General features: G+C 68.4%; 19 protein-coding genes. 12 read left to right on the top strand and 7 right to left on the bottom strand.

The window, feature by feature from the left end; genetic code table 11:
- Positions 1-4 precede the first annotated feature (4 nt).
- Together M3147_RS06385 and lnt are read left to right on the top strand one after the other, a co-directional pair.
- Positions 5-2,443: a DEAD/DEAH box helicase gene (locus tag M3147_RS06385; protein ID WP_251202645.1), complete on the top strand. Its 2,439-nt coding sequence runs from the start codon at positions 5-7 to the stop codon at positions 2,441-2,443.
- 59 nt (positions 2,444-2,502) lie between these two features.
- Positions 2,503-4,026, top strand: coding sequence for an apolipoprotein N-acyltransferase (lnt, locus tag M3147_RS06380; RefSeq protein ID WP_251202644.1), 1,524 nt, complete (start codon positions 2,503-2,505; stop codon positions 4,024-4,026).
- A 112-nt stretch (positions 4,027-4,138) separates the two neighbouring features.
- On the opposite strand, the gene M3147_RS06375 is transcribed toward lnt, so the two are convergent.
- The 4 genes from M3147_RS06375 to M3147_RS06360 all read right to left on the bottom strand — a co-directional run bounded on the left by M3147_RS06375 (position 4,139) and on the right by M3147_RS06360 (position 6,758).
- Positions 4,139-4,504: an RNA polymerase-binding protein RbpA gene (locus M3147_RS06375; protein WP_251202643.1), complete on the bottom strand. Its 366-nt coding sequence runs from the start codon at positions 4,502-4,504 to the stop codon at positions 4,139-4,141.
- A 99-nt stretch (positions 4,505-4,603) separates the two neighbouring features.
- Complete coding sequence (locus tag M3147_RS06370) at positions 4,604-5,368, bottom strand: glycerophosphodiester phosphodiesterase family protein (protein ID WP_251202642.1); 765 nt, start codon at positions 5,366-5,368, stop codon at positions 4,604-4,606.
- Positions 5,365-6,288 carry an SPFH domain-containing protein gene (locus M3147_RS06365; protein ID WP_251202641.1) on the bottom strand — a complete coding sequence of 308 codons (924 nt, stop codon included), beginning with the start codon at positions 6,286-6,288 and terminating at the stop codon, positions 5,365-5,367. The genes M3147_RS06370 and M3147_RS06365 overlap by 4 nt, the downstream gene beginning before the upstream one ends.
- Entirely contained in the window at positions 6,285-6,758 is a 474-nt protein-coding gene (locus tag M3147_RS06360) for an NfeD family protein (protein ID WP_251202640.1), read from the bottom strand. Before M3147_RS06360 ends, M3147_RS06365 begins: the two co-directional genes overlap by 4 nt.
- 119 nt (positions 6,759-6,877) lie before the next feature.
- On the opposite strand from M3147_RS06360, the gene M3147_RS06355 reads away from it, so the two are divergent.
- Positions 6,878-7,645 (top strand): SDR family oxidoreductase, encoded by a 768-nt coding sequence (locus tag M3147_RS06355; RefSeq protein WP_251202639.1) that lies wholly within the window; start codon positions 6,878-6,880, stop codon positions 7,643-7,645.
- A gap of 82 nt (positions 7,646-7,727) precedes the next feature.
- On the opposite strand, the gene M3147_RS06350 is transcribed toward M3147_RS06355, so the two are convergent.
- Complete coding sequence (locus M3147_RS06350; protein WP_251202638.1) at positions 7,728-8,333, bottom strand: HdeD family acid-resistance protein; 606 nt, start codon at positions 8,331-8,333, stop codon at positions 7,728-7,730.
- A 237-nt stretch (positions 8,334-8,570) separates the two neighbouring features.
- Here M3147_RS06350 and M3147_RS06345 point away from each other — a divergent pair, with 237 nt between their 5' ends.
- From M3147_RS06345 to M3147_RS06330, 4 genes are read left to right on the top strand one after another with little or no spacing between them, the layout of a single operon-like run.
- Positions 8,571-9,026 carry a helix-turn-helix transcriptional regulator gene (locus M3147_RS06345; protein ID WP_251202637.1) on the top strand — a complete coding sequence of 152 codons (456 nt, stop codon included), beginning with the start codon at positions 8,571-8,573 and terminating at the stop codon, positions 9,024-9,026.
- 5 nt (positions 9,027-9,031) lie between these two features.
- On the top strand, positions 9,032-9,439 hold the full coding sequence (locus M3147_RS06340; RefSeq protein ID WP_251202636.1) for a VOC family protein: 408 nt from the start codon (positions 9,032-9,034) through the stop codon (positions 9,437-9,439).
- Positions 9,440-9,482: 43 nt separating this feature from the next.
- Positions 9,483-11,858: an ATP-binding cassette domain-containing protein gene (locus M3147_RS06335; RefSeq protein ID WP_251202635.1), complete on the top strand. Its 2,376-nt coding sequence runs from the start codon at positions 9,483-9,485 to the stop codon at positions 11,856-11,858.
- A 21-nt stretch (positions 11,859-11,879) separates the two neighbouring features.
- Positions 11,880-12,647: a phosphotransferase gene (locus M3147_RS06330; protein ID WP_251202634.1), complete on the top strand. Its 768-nt coding sequence runs from the start codon at positions 11,880-11,882 to the stop codon at positions 12,645-12,647.
- A gap of 16 nt (positions 12,648-12,663) precedes the next feature.
- Here the strand turns inward: M3147_RS06330 and M3147_RS06325 are convergent, their stop codons facing one another.
- Positions 12,664-13,179, bottom strand: coding sequence for a GNAT family N-acetyltransferase (locus tag M3147_RS06325; protein WP_251202633.1), 516 nt, complete (start codon positions 13,177-13,179; stop codon positions 12,664-12,666).
- Between the two features lie 99 nt (positions 13,180-13,278).
- Here M3147_RS06325 and M3147_RS06320 point away from each other — a divergent pair, with 99 nt between their 5' ends.
- Both M3147_RS06320 and M3147_RS06315 read left to right on the top strand, forming a co-directional pair.
- On the top strand, positions 13,279-13,467 hold the full coding sequence (locus tag M3147_RS06320; protein ID WP_251202632.1) for a hypothetical protein: 189 nt from the start codon (positions 13,279-13,281) through the stop codon (positions 13,465-13,467).
- Complete coding sequence (locus tag M3147_RS06315; RefSeq protein ID WP_251202631.1) at positions 13,464-13,805, top strand: hypothetical protein; 342 nt, start codon at positions 13,464-13,466, stop codon at positions 13,803-13,805. Before M3147_RS06320 ends, M3147_RS06315 begins: the two co-directional genes overlap by 4 nt.
- Positions 13,806-13,817: 12 nt before the next feature.
- Here the strand turns inward: M3147_RS06315 and M3147_RS06310 are convergent, their stop codons facing one another.
- Complete coding sequence (locus M3147_RS06310; RefSeq protein WP_251202630.1) at positions 13,818-14,096, bottom strand: hypothetical protein; 279 nt, start codon at positions 14,094-14,096, stop codon at positions 13,818-13,820.
- Between the two features lie 319 nt (positions 14,097-14,415).
- On the opposite strand from M3147_RS06310, the gene M3147_RS06305 reads away from it, so the two are divergent.
- The 3 genes from M3147_RS06305 (at position 14,416) to M3147_RS06295 (ending at position 17,463) form a co-directional block, all read left to right on the top strand.
- A complete protein-coding gene (locus M3147_RS06305) occupies positions 14,416-15,594 on the top strand; it encodes a tyrosine-type recombinase/integrase (protein ID WP_251202629.1) in 1,179 nt (392 codons plus the stop codon).
- On the top strand, positions 15,591-15,932 hold the full coding sequence (locus M3147_RS06300; protein WP_076690905.1) for a helix-turn-helix domain-containing protein: 342 nt from the start codon (positions 15,591-15,593) through the stop codon (positions 15,930-15,932). Before M3147_RS06305 ends, M3147_RS06300 begins: the two co-directional genes overlap by 4 nt.
- Positions 15,933-16,044: 112 nt before the next feature.
- Positions 16,045-17,463, top strand: coding sequence for a hypothetical protein (locus M3147_RS06295; protein WP_251202628.1), 1,419 nt, complete (start codon positions 16,045-16,047; stop codon positions 17,461-17,463).
- Positions 17,464-17,466 lie beyond the last annotated feature (3 nt).

Below are 17,466 nucleotides of genomic sequence, written 5' to 3'. Positions count from 1 at the left end.
ACGGGTGACGACCTCCTCCCCGTCGGAGCGGTACGCCCGCTCGCGGCAGCAACGCAGGCAGCCGCGGGTCGCGGAGTTCCAGGCGACCATCCGATTCGACCTCGATCCGTTCCAGCGCGCCGCCTGCGCCGCGCTCGACGAGGGCCGCAGCGTGCTCGTCGCGGCGCCGACCGGCGCCGGCAAGACGATCGTGGCGGAGTTCGCGGTGTTCCTCGCGATGCAGGAGCCGGGCGACAAGGTGTTCTACACGACGCCCATCAAGGCGCTCTCCAACCAGAAGTACCAGGAGTTCGTCGACGCCTGGGGTGCGGATCAGGTCGGCCTGCTGACGGGGGACACCAACGTGAACTCGGGCGCCCGTATCGTCGTCATGACGACCGAGGTGCTGCGCAACATGCTGTACGCCGATTCACCGCTCCTCGACCGCCTCGCGTACGTGGTCATGGACGAGGTGCACTACCTCGCCGACCGCTTCCGCGGCGCGGTCTGGGAGGAGGTCATCATCCACCTCCCGGAGGCGGTGCGCCTCGTCTCGCTGAGCGCGACGGTGTCGAACGCCGAGGAGTTCGGCGACTGGCTCCAGGCCGTCCGCGGCGACACCGACGTGATCGTCTCCGAGGAGCGGCCCGTGCCGCTCGAGCAGCATGTGCTCGTGCGCCAGAAGCTGCTCGATCTCTTCGACTCCTCGGGGCAAGCGGCCACGCATCGCGTCAACCCCGAGCTGAAGCAGCTGGCGCGGGCGAGTCGCTCACTTGGCGGCCGCTCGCAGCGCGGGCAGCGGGGGAGCGACCGGGGCAGGTACCATCGCGGTCAGCAGGGCGGCCAGGGCAGCGGGCGGATGGATCGCCCGGAGCTCGTCGCGATGCTGCAGCAGAAGCATCTGCTGCCGGCGATCGTCTTCATCTTCTCCCGGGCCGGATGCGATCAGGCGGTCCGTCAGCTGCTCCGGAGCGGCCTCCGCCTCACCGAGGCGCACGAGCGGGAGGAGATCCGCAAGATCGTCGAGGCGCGCGTCCGCACCTTCCGCGACGAGGACCTCGCCGTGCTCGGGTACTGGGAGTGGCTCGAGGGGCTGCAGCGCGGCGTCGCGGCGCACCACGCCGGCATGCTGCCGGCGTTCAAGGAGATCGTCGAGGAGCTGTTCCAGCAGAAGCTCCTGAAGGTCGTGTTCGCGACGGAGACGCTCGCGCTCGGCGTGAACATGCCGGCCCGCTCGGTCGTGCTCGAGAAGCTGGAGAAGTTCAACGGCGAAGCGCGCGTGCCGATCACGCCGGGGGAGTACACCCAGCTCACCGGTCGGGCGGGTCGCCGAGGCATCGACGTGGAGGGGCACTCGGTCATCCAATGGGTCGAAGGGCTCGACCCGGAAGCCGTCGCCGCGCTCGCCTCCCGCCGCAGCTACCCGATGAACTCGAGCTTCAAGCCGACGTACAACATGGCGGTGAACCTCATCGACCAGTTCGGTCGCGAGCGCACCCGCCAGATCCTGGAGCTCTCCTTCGCGCAGTTCCAGGCCGACCGGGCCGTCGTCGACCTGGCCCGAACCCTGCGCAAGCAGGAGGAGTCGCTGTCCGGCTACGAGCAGGCGATGCGCTGCCACCTCGGCGACTTCGCCGAGTACGCGGGGATCCGCCGGAAGATCGCCGAGCTCGAGCGCAGCCAGGCGAAGGGCAACCCGACGCATGCCCAGCGCGAACGGATGCAGCGGGAGATCACCGGCCTGCGCAAGGCCCTCCGCGCGCACCCGTGCCACGGCTGCGCGGAGCGCGAGGCGCACGCACGATGGGCCGAACGCTGGTGGCGCCTCCGGAAGGAGCACGATCAGCTCCAGTCGCAGATCCGAACGCGGACGGGCCAGGTCGCGAAGCGCTTCGATCGCGTCACGGAGGTGCTCGAACGGCTCGGCTACCTGGAGCGGGACCGCCATGGCGCGCTCGTCTCCACCGCCGACGGGCGCATCCTGAAGCGCATCTACGGTGAACGCGACCTGCTCGTCGCCGAATGCCTGCGTCAGGGCCTCTGGACCGAGCTCGACGCCCCCGGTCTCGCCGCGATGGCGGCCGCGCTCGTCTACGAGCCGCGGCGCGACGACCGCGGGGTGGACTTCCGTCTGCCGCGCGGCGGGTTCCGCGAGGCCTTCGCGCGGACGACCGACGTGTGGTCGGAGCTCGACGACCTCGAGCGTGATCACCGCCTGAGCGGCCCTGAGCAGCCGTCTCCCGCCCTCGCGCAGGCGATGCACGCCTGGGCGAGGGGGGTGCCCCTCGGCGTCGTCCTGGAGGACATCGAGCTCGCCGCCGGCGACTTCGTGCGCCTGACGAAGCAGGTCATCGACCTCCTCGACCAGATCTCGATCGTCGCGGACTCCGAGCTCGCCATCCGCGCGCGCGACGCCATCGACGGAGTGCGCCGCGGCGTCGTCATCGACACGGTCGTCGCGTGAGCGAGACGCCGACCGCCAGCGCCGCCGACCCTCAGCCTCGTGCGCCTAGGATTTCCCCCGTGCCAGAACGCCCTCGCCCGCTGCTGCCCTGGTGGGCGGCACTGCCCGTCGCCGTCGGCGCCGCCTTCGTCTACGACCTCGGCTTCCCCGGTGCGAGCATCTGGCCGCTCGCCTTCGTCGGCATCGCGCTCGCACTCCTGACCCTCATCGGGCGCACCATCGGCGGAGCGCTGCTCATGGGGTACGTCTTCGGCGCCACCTTCTACCTCGTCGACGTCTCCTGGACCGGGCGCTACCTCGGCCCCATCCCGTGGCTCGCGCTCTCGCTCTTCGAGGCGGTGTTCGTCGCGGTCGGCGCGCTCGCGATCGCGCTGGCCTACCGGTGGATGCCTCGAGCCGCCCCCGGTCGCGTCGGCCGGCTCCTCGTCCTCCCCGCGCTCGTCGCAGGCCTCTGGGTGCTCCGCGAGAACGTCGTGGGCTCGGTGCCGTACGGCGGCTTCCCGTGGGCGCGGGCGGCACTCAGCCAGTCCGAGAGCCCCTTCGCCCAGCTCGTCTCCTGGGGCGGTTCCTCCGGGCTCGGCTTCGTCATGGTCTTCCTCGTGGCCGCGACCATCGAGTGGGTCCGCGCCCGCTCCTGGAACGATTGGCGCGGCGCGCTGCCCGTCGCCGCCACGCTCGTGGTGGCGCTCCTCCTGCCCGCCTGGCCCACCACACCGAACGGCGAGCTCCGCGTCGCGAGCGTGCAGGGAAACGGCCCGGCCGGCTACTTCGACGAGCGGGAGCCGGGGGAGGTGTTCCGCAGCCAGCTCGAGGCCACCGAGCCGTTGTTCGGCGCCGACGACGTCGACGTGCTGCTCTGGCCCGAGGGCTCGGTCGATCTCGATCCGCTCGGCAATCCGAGTGCCGCGGCCGCACTCGACCGGATCGCCGAGGAGCTGGACGCGCCGTTCATCATGAACGCCGTCAGCTACCGCGACGAGAAGTACTACAACACCTCGATGCTGTGGCGCGCCGGTGAGGGCGCCACAGCGTTCTACGACAAGCGGAACCCGGTGCCGTTCGGCGAGTACATCCCGGACCGGGACTTCTACATGCTCTTCGCGCCCGACCTCATCTCGCTCGTCCAGCGCGGCTACTCGCCCGGCACGAACCCGCCGGTCTTCGATCTCGACGGCACGCTGGCCGGCCTCGCCATCTGCTTCGACGTCATCTACGACAACCTGATGTGGGAGGGCGCGCGCGACGGCGCCGAGCTCTACCTCCTCCAGACGAACAACGCCGACTTCCGCGGCACCGACGAGAACCTGCAGCAACTGGCGATCGCGCGGCTCCGGGCGATCGAGACCGGGCGCTCGGTCGTGAACCTCTCGACGGTCGGGACCAGCCAGGTGATGGACCCCGCCGGCCGCACGATCGACGGGTTGAAAGCGGATGTGCCCGGCGCGATGCTGACCGACGTCGAGCTGCGCACCGGGCTCACGCCCGCGGTCGCCCTCGGGCCCTGGGTACCGGGCACGATCGGCGTGCTCGCCTTCGCCGGGCTCATCGCCGCGGGGTTCGCCGCCCGACGTCGGCGCAGCTGAGCAGGCGCGCGCTGCGGCATCCGACTGAATCCACTCGCTCGACCCGGCCCCGGGAACGACGAACGCCCCGCTCGACGCGGGGCGTTTCGTCGTTCGTGAGCCGGTGCGGCCGTCAGGCGCCGATCTTCTGCTGTCCGCGACGCGCGCGCAGGTAGTTCAGGCGTTCGGCGAGGAGTTCCTCGAGCTCGGGGATGGTGCGACGCTCGAGCAGCATGTCCCAGTGCGTGCGGGCGACCTTCTCGCCGGAGCGGTCCACCTCGACGGGCTTCGAGTCGACGAGCAGCGTGGCTTCGGCGCCGCAGAAGCGGCATTCCCACGTCTCGGGGAGTTCGGCTTCGGTCGAGAAGACCATGACGGTCTCACGCTCGCACGTCGCACAGCGGTAGGTGTATTCGGCGCGGTCGGCGAACACCACACCGTCTTCACTCTGCAGACTCTGCGAACCGATTCGCATGCCTCGAAGGCTCCGGTCGGCCATGGTGGGCTCCTCTCGATCGCTTACAGTTCTAAACGATCAAGCTGGGCGTTCCCTTGCCAGCGGCCGCCGAATTGTCGGGGAATTCTCAGTGTTCGGCGATCAGTGTTCGTCGATGAGTTCGCGGGCGATGTCCGCCCGGTCCGTCACGAGCCCGTCGACGCCGAGTGCGAGGAGCCGTCGCATGTCGAGCGGATCGTTCACCGTCCAGACGTGCACTTCGACGCCGACGTCGTGGAGGGCGCGGAGGAAGCCCGGCGTGACGAGCGTGATGCCGCTCGCGCGCTCCGGGATCTGCAGGGCGCGCGCCCCCCGGAGCGCGCGCCGGAGGAGCGTCCGATTGCCGCTCAGGGCCGCGGCGCGGGCTGCGAGCACGCCGCTCCCGCCCGCCGAGGTCGCGACGCCGGGGATCGCCCGGGCGAGCCGCAGTCGTCGCCGCTCCGAGAAGCTCGTGAGGAGCACCCGGTCCTCCGACCGGGTCCGGCGCACCGCCTCGATCGTCGGAGCCACCGCCGCCTCGGCCTTCACGTCGATGTTGAACCGTGTCTCGGCGAAGCCGTCGAGCGCCTCGACCAGGCTCGCGAAGCCCTGCCCGTCGCCGAGCTCGACCCGTCGGAGCTCGGGCATCGTGAGCTGATCGACGCGGACCGGACGCGCCGCGACCCGCTCGAGCGTGGGGTCGTGCGCGATGACCGCGACCCCGTCGTGCGAGACGTGCACATCCGTCTCGACGTGGGTGATCCCGATCGCCACGGCCTTGGCGAAGGCCAGCAGCGTGTTCTCCGGAGCCTCGAGGGCGAGCCCCCGGTGCGCCAGCACGCGCGGGGGCTCGCCCTCGAAGAACGCCGTCGTGACGTCGTCGCTCACTGCGGGGGCTGGCCCTCCGCACGGGCGCCGGGCGCTCCGCCGGGGGCGAACGCCTTGCCGATGCCCTTCAGGGCCTCGGTGAGCTCGCTCGGCACGATCCAGAGCTTGTTGGCCTGGCCCTGCGCGAGCTGCGGCAGCGTCTGCAGGTACTGGTAGGCGAGGAGCTTCGGGTCCGGGTCGCCCTCGTGGATGGCGCGGAAGACCGTCTGGATCGCCTCGGCCTCGCCCTGCGCACGCAGCACGGCGGCCTTGGCGTCACCCTCGGCACTGAGGATCGCCGCCTGCCTGGCGCCCTCCGCCTCGAGGATCGCGGACTGCTTCGTTCCCTCGGCGGTGAGGATCGCGGCGCGGCGGTCACGCTCGGCACGCATCTGCTTCTCCATCGAGTCCTGGATGGACACGGGCGGGTCGATCGCCTTCAGCTCGACGCGGGAGACGCGGATGCCCCACTTGCCCGTGGCTTCGTCGAGCACGATCCGCAACTGCCCGTTGATGTTGTCACGGCTGGTGAGCGCCTCTTCGAGGTTCAGCCCACCGACGACGTTCCGGAGCGTGGTGGTCGTGAGCTGCTCCACGGCGCCGAGGTAGTTCGCGATCTCGTACGTCGCGGCGCGAGCGTCGGTGACCTGGAAGTAGACCACCGTGTCGATCGACACGACGAGGTTGTCCTCGGTGATCACCGGCTGCGGCGGGAAGGACACCACCTGCTCGCGCATGTCGACGAGCGGGCGCAGGCGATCGATGAACGGCACCAGCACGTTCAGGCCCGGTGCGAGCGTCTTGTGGTAGCGGCCGAGCCGCTCGACCACGCCCGAGTAGGCCTGAGGGATGATTCGGATCGAGCGGGCGAGGATCACGATCACGAAGATCGTGATCGCCACCACGACGACCGTCAGGATGATGGTGGGGACGTCGATCACGACGCGGCGCTCCTCTCTACCGGCACGACGACCGCCGTCGCACCGTCGATGCCGGTGACGAGGACTTTCTCGCCCACCGCGACATCGCGCTGTTCGGTGATGGGGGAGAGCCTGGCGGTCCAGGTCTCCCCGTTCTGCAGACGCACCTGACCGCCCGCCTGCGTGACGGTGCTCACGACGGCGCCGTCCGTCCCGATCAGGGCGTCGATGTTGCTCCTGGCCGGATCGCCGCCGCGTCTCAGTCGGCGCAGGAGCGGCGGGCGGAGCGTGAAGATCAGGACGACCGCGACGATCGCCGCGACGAGGAACTGCGCCCACCAGGGGATGCCGAAGGCGCCGGAGACGAGCCCCGCGACGCTGCCGAGGGCGAGCATCAGGAACGTCATCTCGAGGGTGAAGACCTCGATCGTCGCGAACGCGAGGATCAGCACGATCCACGCGATCCAGGCGTACTGGGTCAGTACATCCAATTCCTTCTCCTTCGAACGCCCCACTCGAAACTAGCAGCCCGGCCTCGGCATACGGGGATTGATATCCTCGGGTTCGGCGTCCGTTCGGCCGCCCGAACCGACCCCCGAGGAGTCCGCCAGTGACCAGCCCGCTCGCCCCCGCATCGCTCGACGGCAAGGTCGCGCTCGTGACCGGTTCGTCCCGGGGCATCGGCGCCGACACGGTGCGGTATCTCGCCGCCGCCGGCGCCTCGGTCGTCGTGAACTATCGGAGCAAGGCGCCGCGCGCCGACAAGGTCGTCGCCGAGATCACCGAGGCCGGCGGCCGTGCCATCGCCGTCGGCGCCGACCTGACCGACGCCGCCTCCGTCACGGCGATGTTCGAGCGCGTCGTGACCGAACTCGGCCGCGTCGACCTGCTCGTCCTGAACGCCTCGGGCGGCATGGAGACCGGTCTGGGCGAGGACTACGCGATGCGGCTGAACCGCGACGCACAGCTGAACGTCGTCGAGCAGGCGCTGCCGTTCCTCGCCGAGGGCGCGCGCATCGTGTTCGTCACGAGCCACCAGGCCCACTTCATCCGCACCACGCCGACGATGCCGGAGTACGAGCCGGTCGCGCTCTCCAAGCGCGCCGGCGAGGACGCCCTCCGTGCGAAGCTGCCCGAGTTCGACGCGGCGGGCATCGAGTTCGTGGTCGTCTCCGGCGACATGATCGAGGGCACCATCACTGCGACCCTGCTCGAGCGCGCCAACCCGGGCGCCATCGCGGCGCGTCGCGAGGACGCCGGTCGGCTGTACAACGTGTCCGAGTTCGCAGCCGAGGTCGCGCAGGCCGCCGTGGACCCGATCCCGGCTGAGCACACGCGCCTCGTCGGGGACGTCTCGGGCTTCGTGCCCGAGGCCTGACCGGCCCCCGCCCGCGCACGAAGACGGCCGGCCGACGGAAGCGAGCACTTCCGACGGCCGGCCGTCGTCGTTACGGTCCGGGTCAGGCGGCGGCGACGCCCTTGCCGAAGGTGAACGCGCGCACGATCTGCACGATGCCGAGCACGATGAGCGCGATCCCCGCGAAGATGAACAGCACCACGGCGCCCCAGAGCGGCGAGAAGAGCAGCACCACACCGGCCACGACGCTCAGGATGCCGAAGAAGATCGCCCAGCCCTTCGACGACGAGTCGCCCGACTGGACGAGCGCGACGATGCCCTCGACGATCCACAGGATGCCGACGAAGAGCCCGAGGAACAGGCCGAGGATGACCGCCGACTCGCTGGGGCTCAGTACCACGATAAAGCCGGCAATGACGAAGAGGACGCCGAGGATGATGTCGAGCGCCCTGGCTCCGCCCGAGATCCCCTTGGAGAAGATGCCGAGGCCAAGGTAGGCGAGGCCCGCGATGATGAAGTAGATCCCGAAGAGGATCGTGATGACCACGGCGGAGTTCTTCGGCCAGAACGTGATCAGCAGACCGAAGATGAGCGCGACGGCACCGGAGATGCCCAGGGTGGCGCGCACCGTGTTGATGGCGGACTTCGTCAGGTCCCTCGCATCGAGCGAGAACGCAGCGAAGACGCCGTCCGACTGGGGCGTTGACATGAGCAGTTCCTTTCTCACGGCTGGCGATACGGGGCCAGGCTAGGCCGCCAGGCAAGCTGAGTGTCGGATGTGAACCCGCGCGTCGCAATGCGACGGTGCGCGACGGAGGCTATTCGCTCGCGGCCAGCAACCGGATGTCGGCCGGGTGCGCTACCGTCGCTTCGGGCCGGGGGAGGGCAGGCGCCATCCCCGCGCCGCAGGTTCCAGGCGCCGCAGGTTCCAGACGAGGGGGAGCGCATGCCGCAGGTCGACGCCGAGCGCGAACGGCAGCGTCTCGCCGACCTCGCGCGCCTGCGCCGGGTCCGTGATCGCATCGACCGCGAATACGCCCTCCCACTGAACGTGGATGAGCTCGCCCGCGGGGCGAGCATGTCGGCCGGCCACCTGAGCCGCGAGTTCAAGGCGGCCTACGGCGAGTCGGTCTACAGCTATCTCATGACCCGACGCATCGAGCGGGCGATGGCGCTGCTCCGGCGCGGCGACCTCAGCGTCACCGAGGTCTGCTTCGAGGTGGGATGCTCCTCGCTCGGCACGTTCAGCACGCGCTTCACCGAGCTCGTCGGGGTGCCGCCGAGCGAGTTCCGCAGTCAGGCGGCCGGTCCGCTCGAGGGCGTGCCGTCCGTCCTCGCCAAACGCGCCACGAGACCGATCAGGAATCGAGAAGCGCGCCCGAATCCGCAACGACTAGCGTGACGCGCATGGACCTCTCGATTCAGTACACCTTCCTCCCGCACACGGATGCCGAGGCATCCCTCGCGTTCTACCGCGACGTCCTCGGCTTCGAGCTGCGCAACGATGTCGGCTACGACGGCATGCGCTGGCTGACTCTGGGAGCAGCCGAGCAGGGCAACTCGGTCGTGCTCTACCCGCCGAACGCGGATCCCGGCATCACCGACGACGAGCAGCGCACCATCGCCGAGATGATGGCCAAGGGCACCTTCGCCAGCATCGTGCTCGCCACCGCCGACGTCGACGCGGCCTTCGACCGGGTACAGGCCAGCGGCGCCGAGGTGGCTCAGGAGCCCATCGACCAGCCGTACGGCGTTCGCGACTGCGCCTTCCGCGATCCGGCCGGCAACATGGTGCGCATCCAGCAGCCGAACTGAGCACGCCAGAACGATCCCCGACCCGCCGAGTGATGGAGCACGAATGACCGACGCCCCGACGACCGCCGCGACCGAGCACCCCGCCGACCATCACGAGCGCATCCGGGTCCGCGGCGCGCGCGAGAACAACCTGAAGGACGTGAGCGTCGAACTCCCGAAGCGCCGGCTGACGGTCTTCACCGGCGTGTCCGGGTCAGGTAAGAGCTCGCTCGTCTTCGACACGATCGCCGCCGAGTCCCGGCGCATGATCGACGAGACCTACAGCGCCTTCGTGCAGGGCTTCATGCCCTCGGTGCCACGGCCCGACGTCGACGTGCTCGAGGGCCTCACGACCGCCATCATCGTCGATCAGGAGCGGCTCGGCGCGAACCCCCGATCGACCGTCGGCACCGTCACCGACGCGAATGCGATGCTGCGCATCCTGTTCAGCAAGCTCGGTCAGCCGTACATCGGCGGACCGACGGCGTTCTCCTTCAACATCCCGACGCAGCGGGCGAGCGGCGTGATGACGGGGCCCGGCGGCGAGAAGAAGATCGTGAAGGACGCGATCTATCTCGGCGGCATGTGCCCGCGCTGCGAGGGCCGCGGGCAGGTCTCCGATCTCGACCTGTCGCAGATCGTCGACGAGTCGAAGTCGCTGAACGAGGGCGCGATCACGGTGCCCGGGTACACGGCCGACGGCTGGATGGTGAAGGGCTTCTCGGAGTCGGGCTTCTATCCCGCCGACAAGCCGGTCGCCCAGTTCACCGAGAAGCAGCGCCACCTCTTCCTCTACGGCGAGGTGACGAAGGTGAAGATCAGCGGCATCAACATGACGTACGAGGGCCTCATCCCCAAGCTCACGAAGTCGATGCTCTCGAAGGACCTCGACGCACTCCAACCGCACATCCGCGCCTTCGTCGAGCGGGTCGCCTCGTTCGCGACCTGCCCCGAGTGCGACGGCACCCGACTCACCGAGGGCGCTAGGTCCTCGAAGATCGCGGGCGTCAGCATCGCCGACGCCTGTCGCATGCAGGTGACCGACCTCGCCGACTGGGTACGCGGGCTGAAGCTGCCCGAGGCGGGACCGCTGCTCGGCGCGCTCAGCGCCAACCTCGACGCCTTCGTCACCCTCGGCCTCGGCTACCTGAGTCTCGAGCGGCCGTCCGGCACCCTGTCGGGCGGCGAGGCGCAGCGCATCAAGATGCTCCGACACCTGGGCTCCTCGCTCACCGACATCACGTACGTGTTCGACGAGCCGACCATCGGCCTGCACCCGCATGACATCCAGCGCATGAACCGCCTGCTCGAGCAGCTGCGCGACAAGGGCAACACCGTGCTCGTCGTCGAGCACAAGCCCGAGACCATCGCCATCGCCGACCACGTCGTCGACCTCGGGCCGGGAGCCGGCAGCAACGGTGGCGAGATCTGCTTCGAGGGCGACGTCGAAGGCCTCAAGCAGAGCGGCACGCTCACCGGCCGCCACCTCGACGATCGGGCGTCGATCAAGGCGCAGGTGCGCACCGCCTCCGGGGCGATCGAGGTGCGCGGCGCAAACGAGCACAACCTCCGTGACGTCGACGTCGATCTGCCGCTCGGCATGCTCACGGTGGTGACCGGCGTGGCCGGGTCCGGCAAGAGCTCGCTCATCCACAACTCCGTCGTGAAACGCCCGGGCGTCGTCTCGATCGACCAGGGCGCGATCAAGGGCTCCCGCCGGAGCAACCCAGCGACGTACACGGGCATGCTCGAACCCATCCGCAAGGCGTTCGCGAAGGCCAACGGGGTGAAGCCCGCCCTCTTCAGTGCGAACTCGGAGGGCGCCTGCCCGACGTGCAAGGGCTCCGGCGTCATCGTCACCGAACTCGGGTTCATGGACACCATCGAGACGCCGTGCGAGGACTGCGGCGGCAAGCGCTTCCAAGCGGCCGTGCTCGAGTACAAGCTCGGCGGCCTCGACATCACCGAGGTGCTCGACCTGCCGGTGTCGCGGGCGCGCGAGTTCTTCGCCGAGGGCGAGGCCAAGATCCCGGCGGCGGTGGCCATCCTCGGCCGCCTCGCGGATGTCGGGCTCGGCTACCTCACCCTGGGCCAGCCGCTCTCCACGCTCTCCGGCGGCGAGCGTCAGCGCGTCAAGCTGGCGATCGCGATGGGGGAGACCGGCGAGGTCTACGTCCTCGACGAGCCCACGACCGGCCTCCACCTGGCCGACGTCGAGAACCTGCTCGGCCTGCTCGACCGCCTGGTCGACTCGGGCAAATCCGTCATCGTCATCGAGCACCACCAGGCCGTGATGGCGCACGCCGACTGGATCATCGACCTCGGTCCCGGCGCCGGGCACGACGGCGGGCTGGTCGTGTTCGAGGGCACGCCGGCCGAGCTGGTCGCAGCCAAGTCGACGCTGACCGGGCAGCACCTGGCCGAGTACGTCAGGGCGTAGCCGCCTCGATAGGCTCGCTGGATGAGCAACGACGCGCACGCCTCGACGCCGGACGAGACCGAAGAGGTACTCGCGGGCGGCAACATGGGCGAGGTCGTGCGCGTCGGCGTGACCGTTCGCCGCCCGGCTGGGGAGTGGACTCCGGCCGTGCAGCGACTCTTGGAGGTGTTGGGCGACGCCGGTGTGTCCGGCATCCCCAGACCGCTCGGTCTCGATGAACGCGGCCGCGAGGTGCTCTCGTTCGTCGAGGGCGACAACCTCGCCGCAGCGGATCCGGAGCTGCTCTGGTCGGATCGGGTCCTGATCGGAGCGGGCGAGCTGCTCCGGCGGCTCCATGACGCGAGCGTGCCGCTCGTCGACGCGGGACTGCTCTGGCGTTCGACGGCGCGGGAGCCCGTCGAGGTGATCTGCCACAACGACTTCGCGACGTACAACCTCATCGTGCGCGACAGTGAACTCGTCGGCGCGATCGACTTCGACCTCGCTTCGCCGGGTCCCCGGCTCTGGGATCTTGCATACCTCGCGTACCGCATCGTCCCCTACGCGGCGGACGCGCCGGAGTCCGACGAGCTTGACAGAGACGCGCGCCTCCGGGCTCTGCTCGACGCCTACGGATCGGATGCCTCGCCGCAACAGGTGCTCGCGGTTGCGGCCGATCGCCTCGACCAGCTCGAGACGTTCACCCGCGAGCGTGCGGCGGAGACGGGACGCTCGGACCTGCTCGAGCATGCGGCGATGTACCGGTCGGATGCTGCGGCCATTCGCAGGCGGCTGGGGGAGCGGGACTGATCTGGGCCGATCCGTGTCAACGCCCCCGGGTCATCTGCACGCGGCGGCCGTACGCGTTCAGTCCGAGCGCCGCTTCGATCGGCAGCAGGCTCCGTTCGAACTCCGTCGCCGGCTCGCTCTCGACGAAACCGTGGCGCAGGTAGAACGGGCCGTTCCAGGGCACGTCCACGTAGGTGCGGAGGGTCAGCATCGCGTAGCCGCGGGCCATCGCCTCGGCGGCAGCCGCTTCGACCAGCTGCCCGCCGATCCCGCGCCGGCCCATGGACGGGCGCACCGACAGCTGTTCGAGATGGGCCTGCCCCGCGACCTCGAGCACCTGCACGAAGCCCAGGATCTCCGCCCCCTCCGCCTGAGGCGAACTCGCCTCGGCGACGAGGGTGAATCCGGGCGCCGCAGCGCGCGCCTCCGCGGAGCTCGCCGGCGGCCAGTCACGCGCTTCGAAACGTTCGACGAAGCGCTGATCCGCGTCCCGCTCGATCTCCTCGGTCGCAGCGAAGTCGGAGCTGGTCGCGGCGCGAATCGTGAAGGCCATGCTTCGACGCTACCGCGACCGCAGCGCGAATCGGAGGCTGCTCTTCCATTCTTCGCGCATCGCGCGTATGCTCTCGCTCACGGGAGCGGGGGGAGCGGCATGGAACTCATCTTCTGGCTCGGCGGGTTCGCACTTCTTCTGCTCGTCGGCGCCACAGTACTGACGGTCCGAGTCAGGCGCACTCGCCACCATGGCGGCGATGCGGATGCGGCAATCTCGGGGGAGCGTTCGCACAGCGACGCCATCGCGGCCGCGCACACCGCCGGCGAAGCGCTCGGCCCGCATTGACCGAGCCCGGGTACTTGCTCGTCTCGGCGAGCTACTTCGTCGAGACCGCTGAACGCGCGCGAGAACTCGGCCTCGACGGCCGAGCACACCATCTCATCGACCTGGAGCGAATTCCGGGCGGAGATTGGCGCGAACGGCAGCGCCGACTGGACCACGTGCTCGGCGATGCCGCCCGGGCAGCCGCCGCCCTCGAGATCCCAGGCGGACGCGACGGCGTCGAGCTCGTGCTGCGGATCAGCTTCATTTCCGATGCCCACGAGCAGCTCGCCTACGCGCTCACGAGCGAGTTCCTAGGGGAGTGGGCCGCACTCGGCGGAGTCATCCACATCGACCATTGAGCGGAACTCGCCTCAGTCGTCGCACGCGACGACAAGATGGAGCACTCCTGATCGTCGATCGATTGCGACGAATTCGTGGAACCCGAGCGCTCCGGTGACCCAGCTATACTCGTGCCGGAATTCGTCGGGATTCCTGAGCCGGTGACCGTACCCAGGGCTCGAGATCAGCAGCTCGAGCAGCTCACTGTCCGACTTCGACACGTCGAGATCGAACCGAACCAACTGCACCCACATGAACGTCAGACGATCGAGATGCACGACATCCGAACCCGTGACGTGCAGCGCTGCCATTTGACGAATGTAGCGTGGCGCGCCGTCTGTTCCTGCGAGTTACAGTACGCCGATAATGCACATTATGTCCGAACGTAAATCCAGAACTTGCAGGAATTGCAGGATCTTGAGAACCGGCTGATCCCCTTCCCCGCTTGCATTAATCGCGCTTGACCAGGAATTACTCCGTTCTCGGGCGCCTCACGCATCCAGCAACGCCGGTCGGAATTCAACTGCTGACGATCCCTTTGGATTTACCCTCTGATCTGGTTTTCCGGATCCACCCATTGCGATTTCTGCAGGAATCCTGCAATATTTGCAGGCGAGGCGGTGGTGTCCGATGGTGGGTTCTGATGGCGGCGGGACGCTTTCATTCCTGCCTGTTCCCGGGGCTGCTCCAGACCCTGACGTCTTCCTCGAAGAGGTTCTTGACGCGTGGGCGGCGTCGTTGCGCTCGCGCGGCATCAAGGCAGGCTACGTGCGCACGAGTCGTTCGGTGGTGTTCCGCCTGTGTGACTCGGCGGGCAAGTTCCCCTGGGAGTGGAACGTGGGCGACGCGACCGACTGGTTCGATCATCTTCGTTCGGTTCGAGGGTTGGCACAGTCCACGCTGCGCGCGTATCAGGGCATGATCGAGGCATTCTGCGACTTCGCGACGAGCCCGGCGTACGACTGGAGCGTGCGCTCGGCTCAGATGTTCGGCCAGGTTTTCTCGCAGGTCGTCAACGAATTCAACCGGATCACGCACTCACAGACCAACGAGGCCAGGCCCGAGAAGCGGGCATTCACTGAGGACGAGCTCCAGCAGCTCTTCGATCTCCTCGACGTGGAGTATGTGCGCGTGCTCGAGTCCGGGCGCAGCGGCGCCCTGACGGTGCTCAGAGACGCCGCGGCCTGCAAGATCGCGTACGGGTGGGGGCTCCGCGTCACCGAGGTTCGGCGGCTGCAGATCGTTGACTTCTCCGCGAACGCTCGCACACCCTACTTCGGCGACTTCGGCAACCTGCACGTGCGATTCGGGAAGGCGAAGGCCGGCCAGGTGTTCAAGCCGCGAAACGTGCTGACGGTGTGGCAGTGGGCCGCCGAGGTCGCCGAGGACTGGACGAACAACGTCCTCCCCCGCTACGGCGAACCGCTCACGGATCTGTTTCCGACCAACACGGGCAGCGTGGTGTCGGCGAACCACCTCTGGCAACGGATCAGCGATTGCGTCGATGAACTCGGCTTTCCTCCGGGACTCGATTTCCACTCGCTGCGCCGTTCGTATGCGACGCATCTGCTCACGTCCTATCGGTATGACATCAAGTTCATCCAGATGCAGCTCGGACACGAGCACGCTGCGACAACGTCGATCTACACCCTCCCGGCGGCCGATTTCCAGATCGCTGAGCTCGCCCGAGTGCACCGGGAGATGCTTGAGGCGACCGGCACCGCGGTCGCCTTGCCGAAGCGAAAGCTCAGGCTTCCGCCGCGGCCGCCGCTCCCACCCAACCGCAAGAAGAATCGGGGCGCATCATGAGACGCGAGATCGAGTACCAGTGGCGAATCCGCGAGCTGATGGCTAGGCAGCACATCACCAGCAGCACCCAGTTGGTCGAACCGCTTCGCGAGCGAGGAATCACATTGTCGGCCTCGCAGGTCTACCGCTTGGTGGCACAGGACCCGGAACGGATCGCGTTCAAGGTTCTCGTGGCGCTGTGCGACATCCTGCATTGCGAGGTGAATGATCTGGTGACCTTCACCGCGGCAGACGCCCGCACCATCCGCCAGAAGCGCGTCGCGAACGGAGATCCAGGCGTTCCCGATCTGCGTAACTACCGGCCCGTCCGCGCCCGCGTCACCCGAGACGATGGCTAGACCCCGCGAGTACGGCCGCGTCCGGCCGGCTACGTTGAACTCGCTCACACCGCCGGAGCCACGCGGGCGACCACGATCCGAGGGCGAGAAGCACTGCGACCGGTGCGGGCGCATGAGCGCCAAGATTCGCGTCCGCTGGCCGGATGGAGCGATCTGCGGCATCTGCTTCAGGGAAGCGGCCCACACGTACGGGGTGTGCGCGGGCTGCGGCGACGACCGCCTGCTCCCGGGCCGCGACGAGCACGCCAAGCCGATCTGCCGAGACTGCGCCGGCATCACGACCAACATGACCTGCGACAGGTGCGGCGTCGAAGCCGAGCGGTTCCGCAACGGCCAATGTGCCCGCTGCGTCATCGAGGCCGACCTGACCGAGCTCCTCAAGCCCACCACTCCCCCAGATCTACGCATCAAACGACTGATCCAAGTGTTCGTCGAGTCAACACGGCCTGAGAGCATCTACACCTGGATGCGAGGCGAGAAGGCCCACGAGTTGCTCAGGAAGATCGGCGACAGAGAACTCGACCTCACCCCGGAGGCGTTCAACGCATTGCCGCGCGGGCATTCGGTGGAGCACCTTCGTGAAATCCTCATCCACAACCGCCTCATGGTCGCCCCCGCGGATCGGCACCTGGCGATCTTCGAAGGCTGGGTCGACGCCCGCCTACGTGAGCTGCAGCCCGATCCTGACGTGGCGTCGATCATCGAGCAGTACGCCCGGTGGCATCACCTGAACCGGCTACGTGAGCGCGTCGGCGTCGCGAACATGGACATCGCCTGCCGGAACGCACGACAGCAGATCACTGAGGCTGGCAAGTTCCTCATCTGGGTCGAACAGGCCCGGGAGCGAACCGTCGCCACATTCCACCAGGAAGACATCGACGCCTACCTGGATGGTGCGGTCACGACACGTTTCCAAATCAAGCACTTCATCGGCTGGTTCGCGCGCGGTCGTGGCGGATCACGGAAGCTCTACGTCCCGCCGCGCAAGGCGATCACCCTGCCCACACTCACGCAGGCGCAGCGCATCCAAGCGATCCGCAACGCGGTCGAGTTCGAACAAGTCGCGCTCAGCACCAGAGTCGCCGCACTCATCCACCTCCTTTGGGCGACACCGCTCACCCGCATCGTCAGACTCACAGCGGATCAGCTCGAGCTACGCCCGGACGGCATGTTCATCCGGCTCGGTGTGAACGTGAGCGAGATCCCCGAACCTCTCGCGCCCATGTTCTGGCGACAGCTCGAGGACCGCGACGGAATGACCACGAACACCGGCACCGACTGGCTGTTCCCGGGTTACCGTGCCGGCCGGCACCTGTCAGTTCCCACCCTGCAGCAGCGGCTCAACACGCTGGGTATCGACCCGCAGCGCACCCGGAACACGACCTTGAAACAGCTCACCGCACTCATCGACGTAGCGTCGCTTTCCGATTTGCTCGGGTATTCGCCGAAGACCCTCGCTCAGCATGCCGAGCGATCCGGATCCCACATGGCGCGGTACGTCGACGCGAAACAGCACGCCCATCGACCTTGACCC

The sequence above is a fragment of the Agromyces mediolanus genome, from assembly GCF_023715325.1.
In the GTDB taxonomy this organism is placed as follows: Bacteria; Actinomycetota; Actinomycetes; order Actinomycetales; family Microbacteriaceae; genus Agromyces; species Agromyces mediolanus_A.
The sequence above is the reverse complement of the archived record's forward strand: the minus strand, read 5'-3'. Positions and strand labels throughout refer to the sequence as shown.